The 16,243-nt window shown below is 67.4% G+C and carries 13 protein-coding genes; 6 read left to right on the top strand and 7 right to left on the bottom strand.

The window, feature by feature from the left end; translation table 11 throughout:
* Nucleotides 1–2: 2 nt before the first annotated feature.
* A complete protein-coding gene (locus D514_RS33380; RefSeq protein WP_031206185.1) occupies nucleotides 3–974 on the bottom strand; it encodes a sugar-binding transcriptional regulator in 972 nt (323 codons plus the stop codon).
* A gap of 103 nt (nucleotides 975–1,077) precedes the next feature.
* Between D514_RS33380 and D514_RS33385 the strand changes: the two genes are divergently transcribed.
* The 3 genes from D514_RS33385 to glpK all read left to right on the top strand — a co-directional run bounded on the left by D514_RS33385 (nucleotide 1,078) and on the right by glpK (nucleotide 5,173).
* Complete coding sequence (locus D514_RS33385; RefSeq protein WP_017830733.1) at nucleotides 1,078–2,787, top strand: glycerol-3-phosphate dehydrogenase/oxidase; 1,710 nt, start codon at nucleotides 1,078–1,080, stop codon at nucleotides 2,785–2,787.
* 92 nt (nucleotides 2,788–2,879) lie between these two features.
* Complete coding sequence (locus D514_RS33390; protein ID WP_017830734.1) at nucleotides 2,880–3,632, top strand: MIP/aquaporin family protein; 753 nt, start codon at nucleotides 2,880–2,882, stop codon at nucleotides 3,630–3,632.
* 26 nt (nucleotides 3,633–3,658) lie between these two features.
* Complete coding sequence (gene glpK, locus D514_RS33395; protein ID WP_017830735.1) at nucleotides 3,659–5,173, top strand: glycerol kinase GlpK; 1,515 nt, start codon at nucleotides 3,659–3,661, stop codon at nucleotides 5,171–5,173.
* Between the two features lie 6 nt (nucleotides 5,174–5,179).
* Here glpK and D514_RS33400 read toward each other — a convergent pair whose 3' ends face one another.
* Nucleotides 5,180–6,112 (bottom strand): LysR family transcriptional regulator, encoded by a 933-nt coding sequence (locus tag D514_RS33400; RefSeq protein ID WP_017830736.1) that lies wholly within the window; start codon nucleotides 6,110–6,112, stop codon nucleotides 5,180–5,182.
* A 78-nt stretch (nucleotides 6,113–6,190) separates the two neighbouring features.
* On the opposite strand from D514_RS33400, the gene D514_RS33405 reads away from it, so the two are divergent.
* Complete coding sequence (locus D514_RS33405) at nucleotides 6,191–7,105, top strand: EamA family transporter (protein WP_017830737.1); 915 nt, start codon at nucleotides 6,191–6,193, stop codon at nucleotides 7,103–7,105.
* A gap of 6 nt (nucleotides 7,106–7,111) precedes the next feature.
* Here the strand turns inward: D514_RS33405 and ffh are convergent, their stop codons facing one another.
* The gene (ffh, locus tag D514_RS33410) at nucleotides 7,112–8,671 is read right to left on the bottom strand and encodes a signal recognition particle protein (RefSeq protein WP_017830738.1); all 1,560 of its coding nucleotides are present in this window, start codon (nucleotides 8,669–8,671) and stop codon (nucleotides 7,112–7,114) included.
* Nucleotides 8,672–8,722: 51 nt separating this feature from the next.
* Nucleotides 8,723–9,307: a TetR/AcrR family transcriptional regulator gene (locus D514_RS33415; protein ID WP_017830739.1), complete on the bottom strand. Its 585-nt coding sequence runs from the start codon at nucleotides 9,305–9,307 to the stop codon at nucleotides 8,723–8,725.
* Between the two features lie 99 nt (nucleotides 9,308–9,406).
* Here D514_RS33415 and lipB point away from each other — a divergent pair, with 99 nt between their 5' ends.
* On the top strand, nucleotides 9,407–10,060 hold the full coding sequence (lipB, locus tag D514_RS0119590) for a lipoyl(octanoyl) transferase LipB (RefSeq protein ID WP_017830740.1): 654 nt from the start codon (nucleotides 9,407–9,409) through the stop codon (nucleotides 10,058–10,060).
* Nucleotides 10,057–11,046 carry a lipoyl synthase gene (gene lipA, locus D514_RS33420; RefSeq protein WP_017830741.1) on the top strand — a complete coding sequence of 330 codons (990 nt, stop codon included), beginning with the start codon at nucleotides 10,057–10,059 and terminating at the stop codon, nucleotides 11,044–11,046. Before lipB ends, lipA begins: the two co-directional genes overlap by 4 nt.
* A 24-nt stretch (nucleotides 11,047–11,070) precedes the next feature.
* On the opposite strand, the gene D514_RS33425 is transcribed toward lipA, so the two are convergent.
* The 3 genes from D514_RS33425 to smc are packed head-to-tail and all read right to left on the bottom strand — an operon-like array spanning nucleotide 11,071 to nucleotide 16,092.
* Nucleotides 11,071–11,571, bottom strand: coding sequence for a DUF2004 domain-containing protein (locus tag D514_RS33425; protein ID WP_017830742.1), 501 nt, complete (start codon nucleotides 11,569–11,571; stop codon nucleotides 11,071–11,073).
* A gap of 44 nt (nucleotides 11,572–11,615) precedes the next feature.
* A complete protein-coding gene (gene ftsY / locus D514_RS33430; protein WP_017830743.1) occupies nucleotides 11,616–12,488 on the bottom strand; it encodes a signal recognition particle-docking protein FtsY in 873 nt (290 codons plus the stop codon).
* A gap of 55 nt (nucleotides 12,489–12,543) precedes the next feature.
* Entirely contained in the window at nucleotides 12,544–16,092 is a 3,549-nt protein-coding gene (gene smc, locus D514_RS33435; protein ID WP_017830744.1) for a chromosome segregation protein SMC, read from the bottom strand.
* Nucleotides 16,093–16,243 lie beyond the last annotated feature (151 nt).

Below are 16,243 nucleotides of genomic sequence, written 5' to 3' on the forward strand. Positions count from 1 at the left end.
GATCAGTCCTCGACGAGGCGCCTGGCGAGACCCTCATCCAGGACCACGTCCGTGATGAGTCCCGCGGCCAGGGCCGCACGAAGACTGACCAGCTTCGGTATCCCTGACACGACGCACACACGACGCGGAACTCGGCGGAGACGGTCCAGGCCGGGCCCCGTGGCCCTCGCGTTGACCCGGATGTCCCTCCACGACCCGTCGGAGCGGAAGAACACCGTCGCGACGTCGCCGATCGCGTGATCCTCCCGCAGGCTGCGGTAGTCGTCCCGCCCGAGATACCCGCCGACATAGACCCGGCTCGGTACTTCGGCGGCGGGAGAGCCGAGGCTGAACACCGCGACGTCCATTTTCGCCTGCAGGTCGAGAACACGGCGCGTGCTCCGCTCCCGCCACATCGCCTCGCGCGTGGCGGGGTCGTCGAAGAACGCCGGAACCGGGAACTGCTGCACCTGCGCACCGAAGGCGCTGCCGAACCGCTGCAGGATGTCGCTGGAGTACTCGACTCCCGTCGTCTGGGTATTGCCGGCGCCGTTGAGCTGCACGAAGGTGGTGTTGTGGGTCTCCTTCTGCGTGAGCCCGCGGCTCACGGCGCTGATGGTCGATCCCCATGCGACGCCGATGACCATGTTCGAGTCGACGAACTGCGACAGCAGACGTCCGGCGGTCAGCGCGACACGCTCGAGCCGCTCGACCTCGCTGAGGATCTCCGGCATCGGGACGACGTGGGCGGCGACACGATGCCGATCGCGGATCCTGTGCTCGAGCATGCCCAGACGCTCCAGGGGCGAATTGATCCGGATGTCCACCAGACCGCTCTCCCGCGCGAAGCTCAGAAGACGCGAGACCGAGGACCGCGAGGTGCCGAGCTCCTTCGCGATGACCTCCATCGTCTTGTCCTGCATGTAGTAGAGCTGCGCGGCGGTGAGCGCCGCGATCAGCTTGCTGTCGCGGGATTCCGCGCTTGCACCGACCATGACATCCTCCTCCACCCCGATCCTTGCACATATGTGCAGTGGGCTTGCGCGGGATGCCACACAGGTCGATGCTGGTTGGCAAGTAAGGAAGAGAGGGTCGACGATGATCGATTCGACACACTCGTCAGCGGAGCGCGCAGAGATCCGCGCCGTCCGTGAATCCGGACGCACCAGCGTCCTCGTCATCGGTGGTGGGATCAACGGCATCTCCACCTTCCGCGACCTGGCACTCCAGGGCGTCGATGTCGTGCTGGTCGAGCGGGGAGACTTCGCCTCCGGGGCATCCGCCGCCTCCAGCCACATGATCCACGGTGGCATCCGCTACCTCGAGAACGGTGAGTTCCGCCTGGTGCGCGAGTCGGTCGAGGAGCGCAACGGGCTCCTCAAGATCGCCCCGCACTACGTCAAGCCGCTGCAGACGACGATCCCGATCTACTCGACCTTCTCGGGCATCCTCTCCGCTCCCCTGCGGTTCCTGACGCACAAGAGCGGCAAGCCCCAGGAGCGCGGTGCCTTCCTGATCAAGGTGGGCCTGACCATCTACGACACCTTCTCGCGTGACGGCGGGATGGTTCCCCGGCATCGCTTCCTCGGCCGCAAGAAGTCTCTCGCCGAGCTGCCGTCGCTCGACCCGAAGATCAAGTACACGGCCACCTACTACGACGCCTCGATGCACGACCCGGAGCGACTCGCCCTCGACGTCCTGCAGGACGGGCGCACAGCACACCCGGGAGCGCATGCCCTCAACTACGTCGAGGCCATCGCCCGTGACGGCGACAAGGTCGTGCTCCGCGACCGCGAGAGCGGCACAGAGTTCAGCGTGCAGGCCGACGTGGTCGTGAATGCCTCCGGTCCTTGGACCGACCTGACCAATGATGCGTTGGGCACCGACACCCGCTTCATGGGCGGCACCAAGGGATCGCACATCGTCCTCGATCACCCCGAGCTGCTCGAGGCGACGCAGGGACGCGAGATCTTCTTCGAGCACTCGGACGGGCGCATCGTGCTCATCTACCCGCTCAAGGGGCGCGTCCTGGTCGGCACCACCGACATCGATGCCGACCCTCGTGAGGTCCCGGTGTGCACCGAGGAGGAGGTCGACTACTTCTTCGACCTGATCCATCACGTGTTCCCGACGATTCCCGTGGCGCGCGACCAGATCGTCTACAAGTTCTCCGGCATCCGCCCGCTCCCGCGCCACGAGGACACCGCTCCCGGCTTCGTCTCCCGCGACTACCGCATCGAGGTCGACGAAAAGGGCTCCGTCCCTCTCGTCAGCCTGGTCGGCGGCAAGTGGACCACGTTCCGCGCCCTCGGTGAGTCGCTGTCCGACGTCGTGCTCGGTCTCATCGAGCGCACCAGGACCGTCTCCACCGCCGGACGGGCCATCGGCGGTGGTCGCGAGTTCCCGCGCACCGAGAAGGCCAAGCGCATCTGGATCCAGGAGAACCTGCCCGGAGCCGGGGCCCGCGCCGATCAGCTTCTCGCCCGCTACGGTACCCGCGCCGCTCAGGTCTGGGAGTATGTCGAGCAGGGCACGGACGCACCGCTCGCCGGCGGCGACCTCTCCACGCGCGAGCTCGAGTGGATGGTGCAGAACGAGATGGTGGCACGCCTGGAGGACGTTGTGCTCCGTCGCACCAGCATCGCCTTCACCGGCGGCGCGAACGCAGAGGTCCTCGACGAGATCGCCGACGCCCTCGCGCCGATGCTCGGTTGGGATCGATCGCGCCACGACGCCGAGCTCGATCAGACGCGCCAGCTGCTGAACGAACGACACGGACTCGATATCCCGTCCCGCACCCGCGGCTGACGGGGTCTCGGACTGCCGCCCTCCTCGCGGCGCAACTCCCATAACGTGTCGGGGCAGAGGGGCCCCGACACACAAGAAAGGTCAAAGAAGACATGGCTGATGTGAATCTCGGTCTCTACTTCCTCTCCGAGTTGGTCGGCACAGCGATGCTGGTCCTGCTTGGATGTGGTGTCGTCGCCAACGTCGCCCTTGCCAAGAACAAGGGTTTCGGCGGCGGCTTCCTGATGGTCAACTGGGGATGGGGCCTCGCGGTCTTCGCCGGTGTGCTCGTCTCGGCGTACTCCGGTGCGATCCTCAACCCGGCCGTCGGTATCGGCCTTCTGCTGGCCGGCAAGATCAGCTTCGTCATGTTCCTCACGGCGACAGCCGCGGAGCTCGTCGGAGCGATCCTCGGTGCGATCGTCGTATGGCTGGCGTACAAGCAGCACTTCGATGAGGAGCCGGAGGCCGCCAACAAGCTCGGCGTCTTCTCCACCGGCCCCGCGATCCGTTCCTACGGCTGGAACCTCGTCACCGAGATCATCGGCACCTTCGTTCTCGTTTTCGTGATCTTCGCGTTCGCCGACTACGGCGACATCGAGGTCGGCACGCCCGGAGGCCTCGGACCGCTCACTGCGCTTCCCGTCGCGCTCCTCGTTGTCGCGATCGGCGCCTCCCTCGGTGGTCCGACCGGCTACGCGATCAACCCCGCTCGTGACCTCGGTCCGCGCATCGCTCACGCGATCCTCCCGATCAAGGGCAAGGGCTCCAGCGACTGGTCCTACTCGTGGGTGCCGGTGGTCGGTCCGTTCATCGGTGGTGCACTCGCCGCCGCCGCAGCGCCCGTCTTGCTGCACCTCGCCTGAACGACCTGAATTCAAAGGAGAAAACTATGGCTGACTACATCCTCGCCATCGACCAGGGAACGACTTCCAGCCGCGCGATCATCTTCGACAAGAAGGGCAGCATCATCGCGACGGGCCAGAAGGAGCACGAGCAGATCCTGCCGAAGGCCGGCTGGGTCGAGCACGACGCCTCCGAGATCTGGCGCAACGTCCAGGAGGTCATCGGTCTGGCCCTCAGCCGGGCCGACCTCACCCGTCACGACATCGCGGCGGTGGGCATCACCAACCAGCGCGAGACCGCGGTGGTGTGGGACAAGACAACCGGAAAGCCCGCCTACAACGCGATCGTCTGGCAGGACACGCGTACGCAGGACATCGTCGACCGTCTGGCTGCGGACGGCGGAGTCGAGCGATTCAAGCCCGTCGTCGGACTGCCGCTCGCGACGTACTTCTCGGGTACCAAGATCGCCTGGATCCTGGAGAACGTCGACGGCGCACGCGAGAAGGCCGAAGCCGGTGACCTGATCTTCGGCACCACCGACAGCTGGGTCCTGTGGAACCTGACCGGCGGTGTCGACGGCGGTGTGCACGTGACCGACGTCACCAACGCCTCGCGGACGATGTTCATGGACCTCGAGACGCTCGAGTGGCGCGACGACATCCTCGAAGCGTTCGGTGTGCCGCGCTCGATGATGCCGGAGATCCGCTCCTCCTCCGAGGTCTACGGTGCCGCGGAGGACTCCTCCCTGCTGCGCGAGACCCCGATCGCCGGCATCCTGGGTGACCAGCAGGCGGCGACGTTCGGTCAGGCGGCCTTCCAGAAGGGTGAGAGCAAGAACACCTACGGCACCGGCTGCTTCCTGATCTTCAACACGGGCGAGGAGATCGTCCACTCGAAGAACGGGCTGCTCACGACCGTCGGCTACAAGCTCGGCGACCAGCCCACGCACTACGCGCTCGAGGGCTCCATCGCGGTCACCGGATCCCTGATCCAGTGGCTGCGCGACCAGCTCGGCATCATCTCGTCGGCCCCCGAGGTCGAGGAGCTGGCCGAGAAGGTCGAGGACAACGGCGGCGTGTACATCGTGCCCGCATTCTCGGGTCTGTTCGCTCCGTACTGGCGTCCGGACGCCCGCGGCGCGATCGTCGGTCTCACCCGCTACGCGAACAAGAACCACATCGCTCGCGCAGCGCTCGAGGCCGTCGCCTTCCAGACGCGTGATGTGCTGGACGCGGTGAACGCGGACGCCGGCGTAGACCTCACCGAGCTCAAGGTCGACGGCGGCATGGTCGCGAACGACGCGCTCATGCAGTTCCAGGCGGATGTCCTCGGCGTCCCGGTCGTTCGGCCGGTCGTCGCCGAGACCACTGCGCTCGGTGCGGCCTACGCCGCGGGGCTCGCGGTCGGGTTCTGGAACGGTCTGGACGACCTCTCTGCCAACTGGCAGGAGGACAAGCGCTGGGAGCCGTCGATGGAGGAAGCCGAACGCGACCGTCAGCTTCGTCTGTGGCGCAAGGCGATCACGAAGTCGATGGACTGGGTCGACGACGACGTGAAGTAGTCGTCTTCAGTGCGAGGCGGGTTCGGAGTTGATCTCCGGACCCGCCTCGTCGTATACGGGAGCATCCACGAGGGCATCCACGACGGCGACGAATGCGCGAGCGACCTGACGCGCTGCCGCAGCGTCCCAAGCGAGGTACTCCACGCGCACCGGGCCGCGGTGCACCTGGGCTGTGACCACGCGCGCCGCGGAGCGGGCCACGGTTCCCGGTGCGAGGAGGGTCACTGCCAGGCCCGCCTCGACCAGACCGAGGATGAGGGTCGCTGAATCGGCCTCGAACGCGACGTCACGGCTCAGCCCCGCTGCGAGGAAGGCACCGTCGCTCTGCGCACGGCCGGAGGTGCCGGCGGGAAAGTCGGCGAAGGTCATCCCGGCCAGGTCCGAGAGCTCCATCCCGCGCGAGCCGCCCTGTGGATGCCCCTGCGGGAACACCGCGACGAGGCGCTCACGAGAGAGCACACGTGAGGCGACGCCTTTCGGCGGCACCCCTTCCCGCAAGCCGAGCAGGGCCACGTCGAGTTCGCCGCTGCGGACCTTCGTCGTGAGGGTGTCGCTGTTGCCGACCTGCAGTTCGACTCGCACCCGAGGATGCGCCGCACGGTACGTGACGAGCAGCGCCGGCACATCGACGGCGGTCACCGTCGGGATCACACCGATCCGGAGCGTGCCCTCCACGACCCCGTCGGCGGCGGCAGCGTCCTCCTTCGCCTCCTCCGCGGCACGAAGCGCGATGCGCGCGTGCGCGACGAACGCCGCCCCTGCTTCACTCAGGCGGACGCTCCGGCTCGATCGGACGAACAATCGACGGCCGAGTTCCCGCTCCAACGATGCGATCTGGTGACTCAACGCCGATTGCGTGACGAAGCACCGCTCGGCCGCTCTGGTGAAGCTCAGCGAGTCGGCGACTTCCACGACATAGCGAAGCTGCTGGAGTTCCATGCTTCCATGATGTGGGTTCATCGATGGTGTGACAACCATGCGTTGGACTCATCGACGGACCCTACGCAGGCTGGAATCATGAACCGCCTGACACTGGTGTTGTCGACCGCACTCGCCCCCATCGCCTGGGGAACCACCTACCTGGTCACCACAGATCTGCTTCCCGCCGGCCATCCGCTGTTCGCGGGGCTCCTCCGTTCACTCCCCGCGGGGCTGCTCGCCGTCCTCATCAGTCGTCGGCTCCCCCACGGCTCCTGGTGGTGGAAGTCTCTCGCACTCGGAGCGCTCAACATCGGCGCCTTCTTCCCGCTGCTCTTCCTCGCCGCCGAGCGACTCCCGGGAGGCGTCGCCGCCGCCGTCGCCGGTGCACAGCCGCTCATCGTCCTGGCGCTCGGGGCCTTGGTGCTGCACGAACGGATCCGACCGCTCACCGCTGCCGCAGCGGCCGTCGGCGCGGGTGGAGTGGCTCTGGTGGTCCTGGGGCCTGCCGCCGAGCTCGACCTCTGGGGAATCCTGGCTGCCCTCGGAGGCGTCACGGCGACGGGTGTCGGGATGATCCTGACCAAGCGCTGGGGCCGTCCCGTCGGGGTGGGCCCCGTGTCATACGCCGGTTGGCAGCTCAGCGCGGGCGGCCTGTTGCTGCTGCCGCTCGCGCTGATCGTCGAGGGCGTGCCGGCGACGATCGGCGGCGGTGCGGCTCTCGGGTACCTGTGGCTGGCGACCGCCGGGGGGATCGTCGCCTACACACTGTGGTTCCGCGGTGTGCAGCAGCTGCCGGTGATCGCCCCGGGCCTTCTGGCCCTGCTCTCCCCCATCGTCGCGACGGTCCTGGGCGTGCTGATCTCGGGCGAGCGGTTCACGCCGCTGCAGGCGACCGGGTTCGTACTCACCCTCGGCGCTCTGGTGCTGGGACAGCTCGTCTCGCGGCCGAAGCCGCCTCAGGGTCGAAGCACGCAGGTGACGGCGGCGCCCTCTCTCACAGCGTCGCGCTGAATGAGCTCAGCTCTTGCCGAAGAGCTTCTGGATCTCCGCAAGGTCGGCCTCGCTCGGAGCCTTCGCCGCTCCGCCGCCGAGACCGAACCCGGAACCGGTGGGCGTCGCGGATGACGCGATCCCCGCATTCTCGGCCGCGCGCTTGGCGGGGTTTCCCGAGCGGGAGCGGCCGGAGGACTTGGCCTTCTTGCCGCGCTTGGAAGACGCACCGGGACGCCCCATTCCGGGAACGGCTCCCATCCCGGGGATGTTGGGGGTGCCGCCACGAGCAACGGTCTTCATCATCTTGGCCGCCTGCTCGAAGCGCTGCACGAGCTGGTTCACATCGGTGACCGTCATACCGGAACCGCGTGCGATACGCAGACGGCGTGAGCCGTTCAGGACCTTGGGGTTGCGTCGCTCACCCGGCGTCATGGAGCGGATGATGGCTTCGGTGCGGTCGATCTCACGCTCGTCGAAGTCTTCGAGCTGCTGCTTCATCTGCCCCATGCCCGGGAGCATCCCGAGCATCTTCTTCATCGAGCCCATCTTCTTCATCTGCTGAAGCTGGTCGAGGAAGTCCTCGAGCGTGAAGGCCTCGGTCGCAAGCTTCTCGGCCATCTTCATGGCCTCTTCCTCATCGAAGGCCTGCTGGGCCTGCTCGATGAGGGTCAGGATGTCGCCGAGGTCGAGGATGCGGCTCGCCATACGGTCGGGGTGGAACGGCTCGAGGTCTTCGAGACGCTCGCCCGTCGAAGCGAAGATGATCGGGCGGCCGGTGACGGAAGCCACCGAGAGCGCGGCGCCACCACGAGCGTCGCCGTCGAGCTTCGACAGCACGACTCCGGTGAAGTCGACACCCTCCTGGAACGCCTTGGCGGTGTTCACGGCGTCCTGGCCGATCATCGCGTCGATGACGAACAGGACCTCGTCCGGGTTCACGGCCTTGCGGATGTCGGCGGCCTGCTTCATGAGCTCGGCGTCGACGCCCAGACGGCCGGCGGTATCGATGATCACGACGTCGTGCTGCTGCCGTCGCGCGTACTCGACGCCGTCACGCGACACCTTCACGGGATCTCCGACACCGTTGCCCGGCTCCGGGGCGTAAACGGATGCGCCGGCCTGCTCCGCGACGACCTGGAGCTGGGTGACCGCGTTCGGGCGCTGGAGGTCGGCCGCGACGAGCAGCGGCGTGTGACCCTCGCCCTCGAGCTGCTTGGCGAGCTTGCCCGCGAAAGTGGTCTTACCGGAGCCCTGCAGACCCGCGAGCATGATCACGGTCGGCGCGGTCTTCGCGAACTGCAGACGACGCTGCTCTCCGCCGAGGATCTGCACGAGTTCCTCGTTGACGATCTGCACGACCTGCTGGGCCGGGTTCAGCGCCTTGTTGACCTCGTCGCCGAGGGCGCGTTCGCGCACCTTCGCCGTGAATTCCTTGACGACCACGAGCGCGACGTCGGCGTCGAGCAGGGCGCGTCGGATCTCACGCACGGTGCCGTCGACGTCGGCCGCGGTGAGCTTTCCCTTCGTGCGCAGATTGCGGAAGGTCTCGGTGAGCCGATCGGAGAGCGTGCCAAATGTAGCCATGGTGCTCTGATTCTACGCGAGCGGAGGCCCGTTGCTCAGCGCCGTGCGGACTCAGGACCAGGGCAGGTCGTGGATCGTCCCCAGCGCTTCGCGGAGGACGGTCTCGGGAGTGCCGCGTCCGGCTCCCTGTTCCGCCCAGACCCGCAAGGACGACAGCACCGCCGCCGCGTGGGCGGCGCCCAGGATATCGGCGCGGATGACATCGACCCCGGCGGCCGACGCGGCGCGCGACACCGCCGTGGACAAGCGGGCGAGGCGGAGTCCGGTGTCGCGGACGAGCTCGTCCTCCAGCCCCATCGCCCGAGCGTTCCGAAGAGCGAGCGCGAGCGGATCAGGGGCGAAGTCGTGCACCACACGCAGCAGGATGTCGCGAACCTCGTCCCCGGTCGCTGCCCTGTCGAGCCGCTCGAGAGAAGCGATGGCCTGACCGATGCGCTCGTCGACACCCGACCACAGCACGTCGCTCTTCGAAGCGAAGTAGTTGAAGAAGCTGGATCGGCTGACGCCGGCGCGCTGGGTGATGTCAGCGACCGATGTGGCGTCGTATCCGCGTTCGAGGAAGAGCTCGCACGCAGCTTCTGCGAGCGTCTCTCGCGAAGACGCCTTGGGGCGACCGGCCCTGCCAGGGGAACTCATGCCCTCACGCTACCGCGAGGACCACCACGACGACGCCGTCGTCAGTGCGGAGGGGTATTGTTGTTCTCAGTCCATTTACTCAAGGAAAGCGGTTCTGCGATGCTCGAGATCCTCACCCCTGGATTCGCTCCGACGCCCGTACCGTACCTCGACGGATGGGATCTTCAGCGCCGTATCCACGCCGATGTCGTCGGACGTACACGTCCGGACACACTGATCCTCCTCGAGCATGAGGCGGTGTACACCGCGGGAAAGCGGACGGAACCGCAGGAGCGCCCACAGGACGGGACTCCCGTGATCGACGTGGACCGCGGCGGCAAGATCACCTGGCACGGCCCCGGGCAACTCGTGGGATATCCGATCGTCCGCCTCGTCGAGCCCATCGATGTCGTCGCCCATGTGCGCCGGCTCGAGCGCGTGCTCATCGATGTGCTGCGCCCGTTCGGCGTCGACGGCTATCAGGTGGACGGCAGAAGCGGCGTCTGGGTGCGCCGGCCGCTCTCCGAAGACAAGGTCGCAGCGATCGGGGTGCGCGTGCAACAGGGAGTGACGATGCACGGCTTCGCCATCAACTGCGACAACTCGCTGACCGGGTTTCGCGGAATCATCCCGTGCGGTATCACCGACGCCGGGGTCACGACGGTGAGCGAGGTGGTCGGCTCCGCCGTCTCCCCGCTCGACCTCGTCGACGCCGTCACCCGCGCCTTCCTGGCCGAGTACGCGACCACTGAACTGACAGGAGCCACCGCATGACCGCCGCACCCGAGGGGCGCAAGCTCCTGCGCCTGGAGATCCGCAACGCCGAGACGCCGATCGAACGCAAACCGGAGTGGATCAAGACCAAGGCGAAGATGGGCCCCGAGTACACGGCCCTGCACTCCCTCGTGAAGAGCGAGGATCTGCACACGGTGTGCCAGGAGGCCGGCTGCCCGAACATCTACGAATGCTGGGAGGACCGGGAGGCGACCTTCCTCATCGGCGGTTCTCAGTGCACGCGCCGGTGCGACTTCTGCCAGATCGACACCGGGAAGCCCGCCGACTACGACACCGATGAGCCGCGTCGTGTCGCCGAGAGCGTGGTCCGCATGAACCTGCGCTACGCGACCGTGACGAGTGTGGCCCGCGACGATCTGCCAGACACCGGAGCATGGCTCAACGCCGAGACGGTGCGCAAGATCCACGAGCTCAATCCGAACACCGGGGTCGAGCTGCTCGCCAACGAGCACAACGCCGATCCGGCATTCCTCGGCCAGATCTTCGATGCCCGCCCCGAGGTGTTCGCACACAACGTCGAGACCGTGCCCCGTATCTTCAAGCGCATCCGTCCCGCCTTCCGCTACGAGCGGTCGCTGAACGTGCTCACCCAGGCGCGAGACGCGGGGCTGATCACCAAGTCGAACCTCATCCTCGGGATGGGTGAGGAACCGGAAGAGGTCGTCCAGGCGCTGAACGACCTGCACGACGCCGGATGCGACATCATCACGATCACGCAGTACCTGCGCCCCTCACCTCGTCATCTCCCGGTCTCGCGATGGGTGAAGCCCGCGGAATTCGTCGAGTTCAAGGAGGAGGCAGAACGTATCGGCTTCCTCGGCGTCCTCGCGGGCCCCCTGGTGCGGTCCTCGTATCGGGCCGGGCGGCTGTGGGCGCAGTCGATGGTGTCGAAGGGTCGCGAGATCCCCGCTCATCTGTCGCACATCGCGGAGAGCGCAGACCTCGGCTTCGCCCAGGCCGTCTGACCTGGACGCGCTCCGGGGTTTTGCTCAGTCCGCGCTCATGACGGACTGCACGCTGCCGTCCGAGCCGAGGTTCACCAGCAGCACGTCGTCCGTCGAGCTGTCGTCGAGGGCGTACTCGAGCACCGCGAAGGGCTCGGATCCTCCGTGCTCATCAGCGAGGATGGTCATGCTCATCAGGCGCAGCGAACGGATGATGTCGACCGCCGCATCGCCGGACACGTCGACGAGGACGTCGGGAAGGTCATCGCCGTACGTCTCCTGCTGCTGGAGGATGTACTCGGTCACCTCACTGGTGCGGTCGTCGACTTCGGCGAGCATGCCCCGCCGGGCGGTGTCGTCGACGCTCTCCAAGCCCGCGATGAGCGACGCGGCGATGTCGAGCGCATCGGCGGACACGTCGTCCTGATCCGGCGCGGTCAGATCGACGGTGACGCTCTGGTCGCCGAGCTCCACGGTCTCCGACCAGAAGATCGAGCCGTCGGGACCCGAGGACAGGAGTCCGAAGTAGTCGTGTTCGATCGCCATAACGCTATGAAACCAGCCTCGTGCTCACTGCGGTAGTCCCGTCATCAACCGACCAATGACTGGACGAACACATGGGGGGTGAAACCGGTCAGATCGTCGATCCCCTCGCCCTGGCCGAGCAGCTTGACCGGGATCCCGGTGCGCTCCTGCACGGCCAGCACGAAGCCGCCCTTGGCAGAGCCGTCGAGCTTGGTGAGGACGAGTCCGGTGACGCCGGCGTGCTCGAGGAAAGCCTCGGCCTGCATCACGCCGTTCTGGCCCGTGGTGGCATCGAGCACGAGGAGCACCTCGCTGATAGGGGCCTGCTTCTCGATCACACGCCGGACCTTCGAGAGCTCATCCATGAGGCCGCCCTTGGTGTGCAGACGCCCCGCCGTGTCGATGATGGCGATCTCGATGCCTTCACGCTTGGCGTACTCGACCGTCTGGAAGGCGACCGATGCCGGGTCCTGGCCCTCCTGCTGCGGACGCACGATCGCGGCCCCGCCGCGCTGCGCCCACGTCGCGAGCTGTTCGACCGCTGCCGCGCGGAAGGTGTCGGCCGCGCCGACGACCACACTGCGCTGATACCCGCGGAGGAACTTCGTGAACTTGCCGATGGTCGTCGTCTTGCCCACGCCGTTGACACCGACGACGAGAACGACAGCGGGGCGCTCCGTGAGCTTCAACGTCGTGTCGAACTTGGCGAAGTGCTCCTCGAGGGTCTCCCGCAGCATGCGCTGAAGGTCCTTGGGGTCGGTGGTGCGGTACCTGTCGACCTTCGCGCGCAGCTCGTCGACGACGCGCTCGCTGATGTCGGGTCCGAAGTCGGCTGTGATGAGAGCCGTTTCGAGGTCCTCCCAGGTCGTCTCATCGATAGTGGGCTTGACGAACATGCCGCGCAGTGCGCGACCAAGAGACCAGGACTTCTCCGCCATCACTCCAGCCTACGGGTTGCGCGGGTGGATCCTCCGCGTGCGGCGGTTCGATCCGCTAAACGGCCGCCGCCGCTCGATCTCCGACACGCTGCCCCACGACCGCCGAGACGCCGTCCTGGCGCATCGAGACCCCGTAGAGCGCGTCGGCGATCTCCATGGTGCGCTTCTGATGCGTGATGACCAGCAGCTGCGAGCTTTCCCTCAGCTGCTCGAAGACGGTGAGCAACCGGCCGAGGTTCGCATCGTCCAGAGCAGCCTCGACCTCGTCCAGGATGTAGAACGGGCTCGGCCGCGCCTTGAAGATCGCGACCAGCAGCGCCACGGCCGCCAGAGACCGCTCCCCGCCGGAGAGGAGGGAGAGGCGCTCGATCTTCTTCCCGACCGGTCGGACGGACACCTCGATTCCCGTCGTCAGCATGTTGTCCGGGTCTGTCAGCGAGATGCTCCCTGTCCCACCGGGGAACAGCAGTGGGAAGACCTGCCCGAACGCCTCCTTCGTGTCTTCGAAGGCACTGGCGAAGATCGTCTGCATCCGCTCATCGAGATCGGTGATGATCGTCAGAAGGTCTTGGCGCGTCTGGGTGAGGTCGGCCAGCTGCTCGGTGAGGAAGGCGTGCCGCTGCTCGAGAGCGGCGAACTCCTCGAGCGCCAGCGGGTTCACACGACCGAGCTGGGCGAGTTTGCGCTCCGCTTCGGCGAGGCGACGCTGCTGGATGCGGCGGTCGAACGGGATGGAGGTGTCATCCGCGTGCTGATCGTCGTCGTGCGGCGCCACGCCCGGATCGCGCGGGACCCGCTGGTCAGGACCATATTCCGCAACGAGAATATCTTCGTCGAGAGCGAGCTCCGAAGCGACGCGTTCGAGGAGGCTGTTCAGGTGGAGCTTCTTCTCGTGGATCTGCAGCTCGAGTCCGTGCACGCTCTCGGTGAGTCCGGCGAGCCGCTCCCGAAGCGAGCTCTCCTGCGCCCGGAGGGCGACGAGTTCCTGATTCTGCGCCGATCGCGCAGCTTCAGCCTCGCGCAGAGCGAGGCGCGCCTCCGTGACCGAGCGATCCAGTGAGTCGAGGATGCGAGGCAGTTCTTCGGCCACGCCGGACGCCGCCTCTCGCTGCGCACGGCGGATGACCGCTCGGCGCGCTGCCTCGGCCGCGGCATCTCTCTCGTGCTCGCGCTGCCGCTCCAGGCTCGTGACCCTCGACTGCGCCGCACGCACGCGCTCGCGCAGGGTCTCGATCTCGAGCCGTGCCCGCACCTCACCCTCTCGTGCGAGTTCCAGAGCTTCGAGCAGCCCATCTCGCGCGGAGGCATCGAGCACGGGACGCGGGGCGGAGATCGCGTCGTCCAGCGCCGCCTTCGCCGACTCGGCCTTGGCCTCGGCCTCGGCGACGGCGGACTGCGCCTGAGCGAGCCCCGTCTCGAGGCGCTCGCACTCGGCGACAGCGGATTCGTGGCGCACCGTGACGCGGTTGACCTGCTCGGCGTGGGTGGCGAGAGCCGCATCGTGCTCCCGAAGTGCCCGCAACGCGTCCTTGGCCTGACGTCTGGTCGTCTCGACCGCCTCGTTCGCCTCCTCGCGCGCTTCGCGGAGCGAGTCGACGACGATCTGGATCTCCGCGAGCCGCTCGGTCGCGGCGTCCCTCTCGGCGGCGAGCTCCAGACGGGAGCGCTCTCCCCCGGAACCCGTGCGCAAGGTCTGGGCCGTGATGACCTCCCCCGCGACCGTGACGATGGTCGTGAAGGTGTCGCCCGTCGCGTCGAGAGCCGCTCTTGCGGCGCGCGCCGAGTCCAGATCGTCGGCGATCAGCACATGGGACAACACGCCGAGCAGGCCGTCGGGAGCCGTGACCGTGTCGACGGCGGGCGTGACCCCTGCGACGACGGGGAGCACCGGATCGGGTCTGAACGCGTCAGCGATGACGAAGTCGACCACGCCCGTGCGCTGCTGCGCTGCATCCACCGCCAGCGCGAAGGCGTCGGCAGCCGTGTCGATGAGCACGCCCTCCGCGAGTGGACCGAGGACCGCGGCGATAGCGGCCTCGAAACCGGCGCGCACCTGCACCGCATCGCCGACGAAGCCTCGCACGCCCTTGCCACCCTCTCTGACGATCTCGGCAGCGCCACCCGACAGCGCGAGCGCGCTGCTCAGAGCCGATGCCTTCGCCGTCAGAGAATCGACTTCGCGCTCGGCGGCGTGCAGCCGCTCCCGAAGGGCCTCGCGCTCGGACTCCGCAGCGGTGGCGGCGCGCTGTGCGCTCTCGTAGGCGGCCGCGTGTTCGGCCGCCGTTCCTTCCGGCGCCTCCGCGTCGTCGATGGACTCGAGCGCCTCCGCGGCCTCGAGTCGGCGCACATTCGCCGCCTCGAGGGCGTTCTCCTGACGGAGCACCGCTCCCCGAACGGCAGCGAGGGCGGATGATGCGGCATCCGCAGTTCCGCGCAGAGCCGACACCCGCATGTCGTATGCGGAGACGAGGGCGCTCTGCTCGGCGATGTCGACGTCGAGCGTGTCGAGTTCGGCGCGCGCGTGCACCACCTCGCGACTGGCCGCTGCCGCCGCATCCTGGGCATCTCCGAGACCGGCCGAGATCAGATCGATCTCCTCCTTGGCCTCGTCGATCGTGGCCTGCGTGACCGTGACCGCTGTGACCGCGGCGTCATCGTCTTCGGTGCCGAGGAGGGCGAGCCGCTGATTGGCGAGCGTGAAGAGGCCGCGCATGCGCTCCTGCACCTGCTCGAGGCCGAACGCCACGCTGCGTGCCTCGTCGACGGCGACGGAATTCTGATCCTGCTCCAGCCGCGCGATGCTCGCGCGCACGGTCTCGGCCTGGTCCGAGAGCACCAGCCGCTCGGTGTGGCGCTCGTGCTCCGTGCGCGTGTGATCCGCGAGGGCGGCGCGCAGGGCGACGACGTCGTCGGCGAAGATACGAGCTTTGGCATCGCGCACGACCGCAGCGATCGTCTGCGCCTCCCGGGCGATCTCGGCCTGCCGTCCCAACGGCTTGAGCTGCCTGCGGATCTCACCGGCGAGGTCGCTCAGGCGGGTGAGGTTGGTCTCCATGGCATCGAGCTTGCGGAGAGTCTTCTCCTTGCGTCGACGGTGCTTCAGGATTCCCGCCGCTTCCTCGATGAACCCGCGGCGATCCTCCGGGGACGCCTGGAGAACCGTATCGAGACGGCCCTGGCCGACGATCACGTGCATCTCGCGGCCCAGGCCGGAGTCGCTCAGAAGCTCCTGCACATCGAGGAGACGGCATCCCTCGCCGTTGATCGCGTACTCACTGGAACCGTTGCGGAACAGCGTGCGGCTGATCGTCACCTCGGCGTACTCGATCGGCAAAGCGCCGTCGGCGTTGTCGATCGTGAGCTGCACCTCGGCGCGACCGAGCGGACCGCGCGTCGACGTTCCGGCGAAGATGACGTCTTCCATCTTGCCGCCACGCAGCGTCTTCGCGCCCTGCTCGCCCATCACCCAGGCCAGCGCGTCGACGACATTCGACTTGCCCGAGCCGTTCGGACCGACGATGCAGGTGACACCGGGCTCGAACACGAAACTCGTCGGCTGCGCGAACGACTTGAACCCCTTGAGAGTCAGGCTCTTCAGATGCATGCGGGCACCGCTCGTCCGGGGAGAATCACGCGGCTACGCTACCGGAATCACGCGGTTTCAGCCTCATCCCGCGCGGGCGGCGAGAGAACTCGAGCACCAGACGACACGCCGATCGAGACCACATGTGCTTGACGCCCGCCCGGTGGATTCG

It is taken from the genome of Microbacterium sp. UCD-TDU (assembly GCF_000340625.1).
GTDB lineage: Bacteria > Actinomycetota > Actinomycetes > Actinomycetales > Microbacteriaceae > Microbacterium > Microbacterium maritypicum.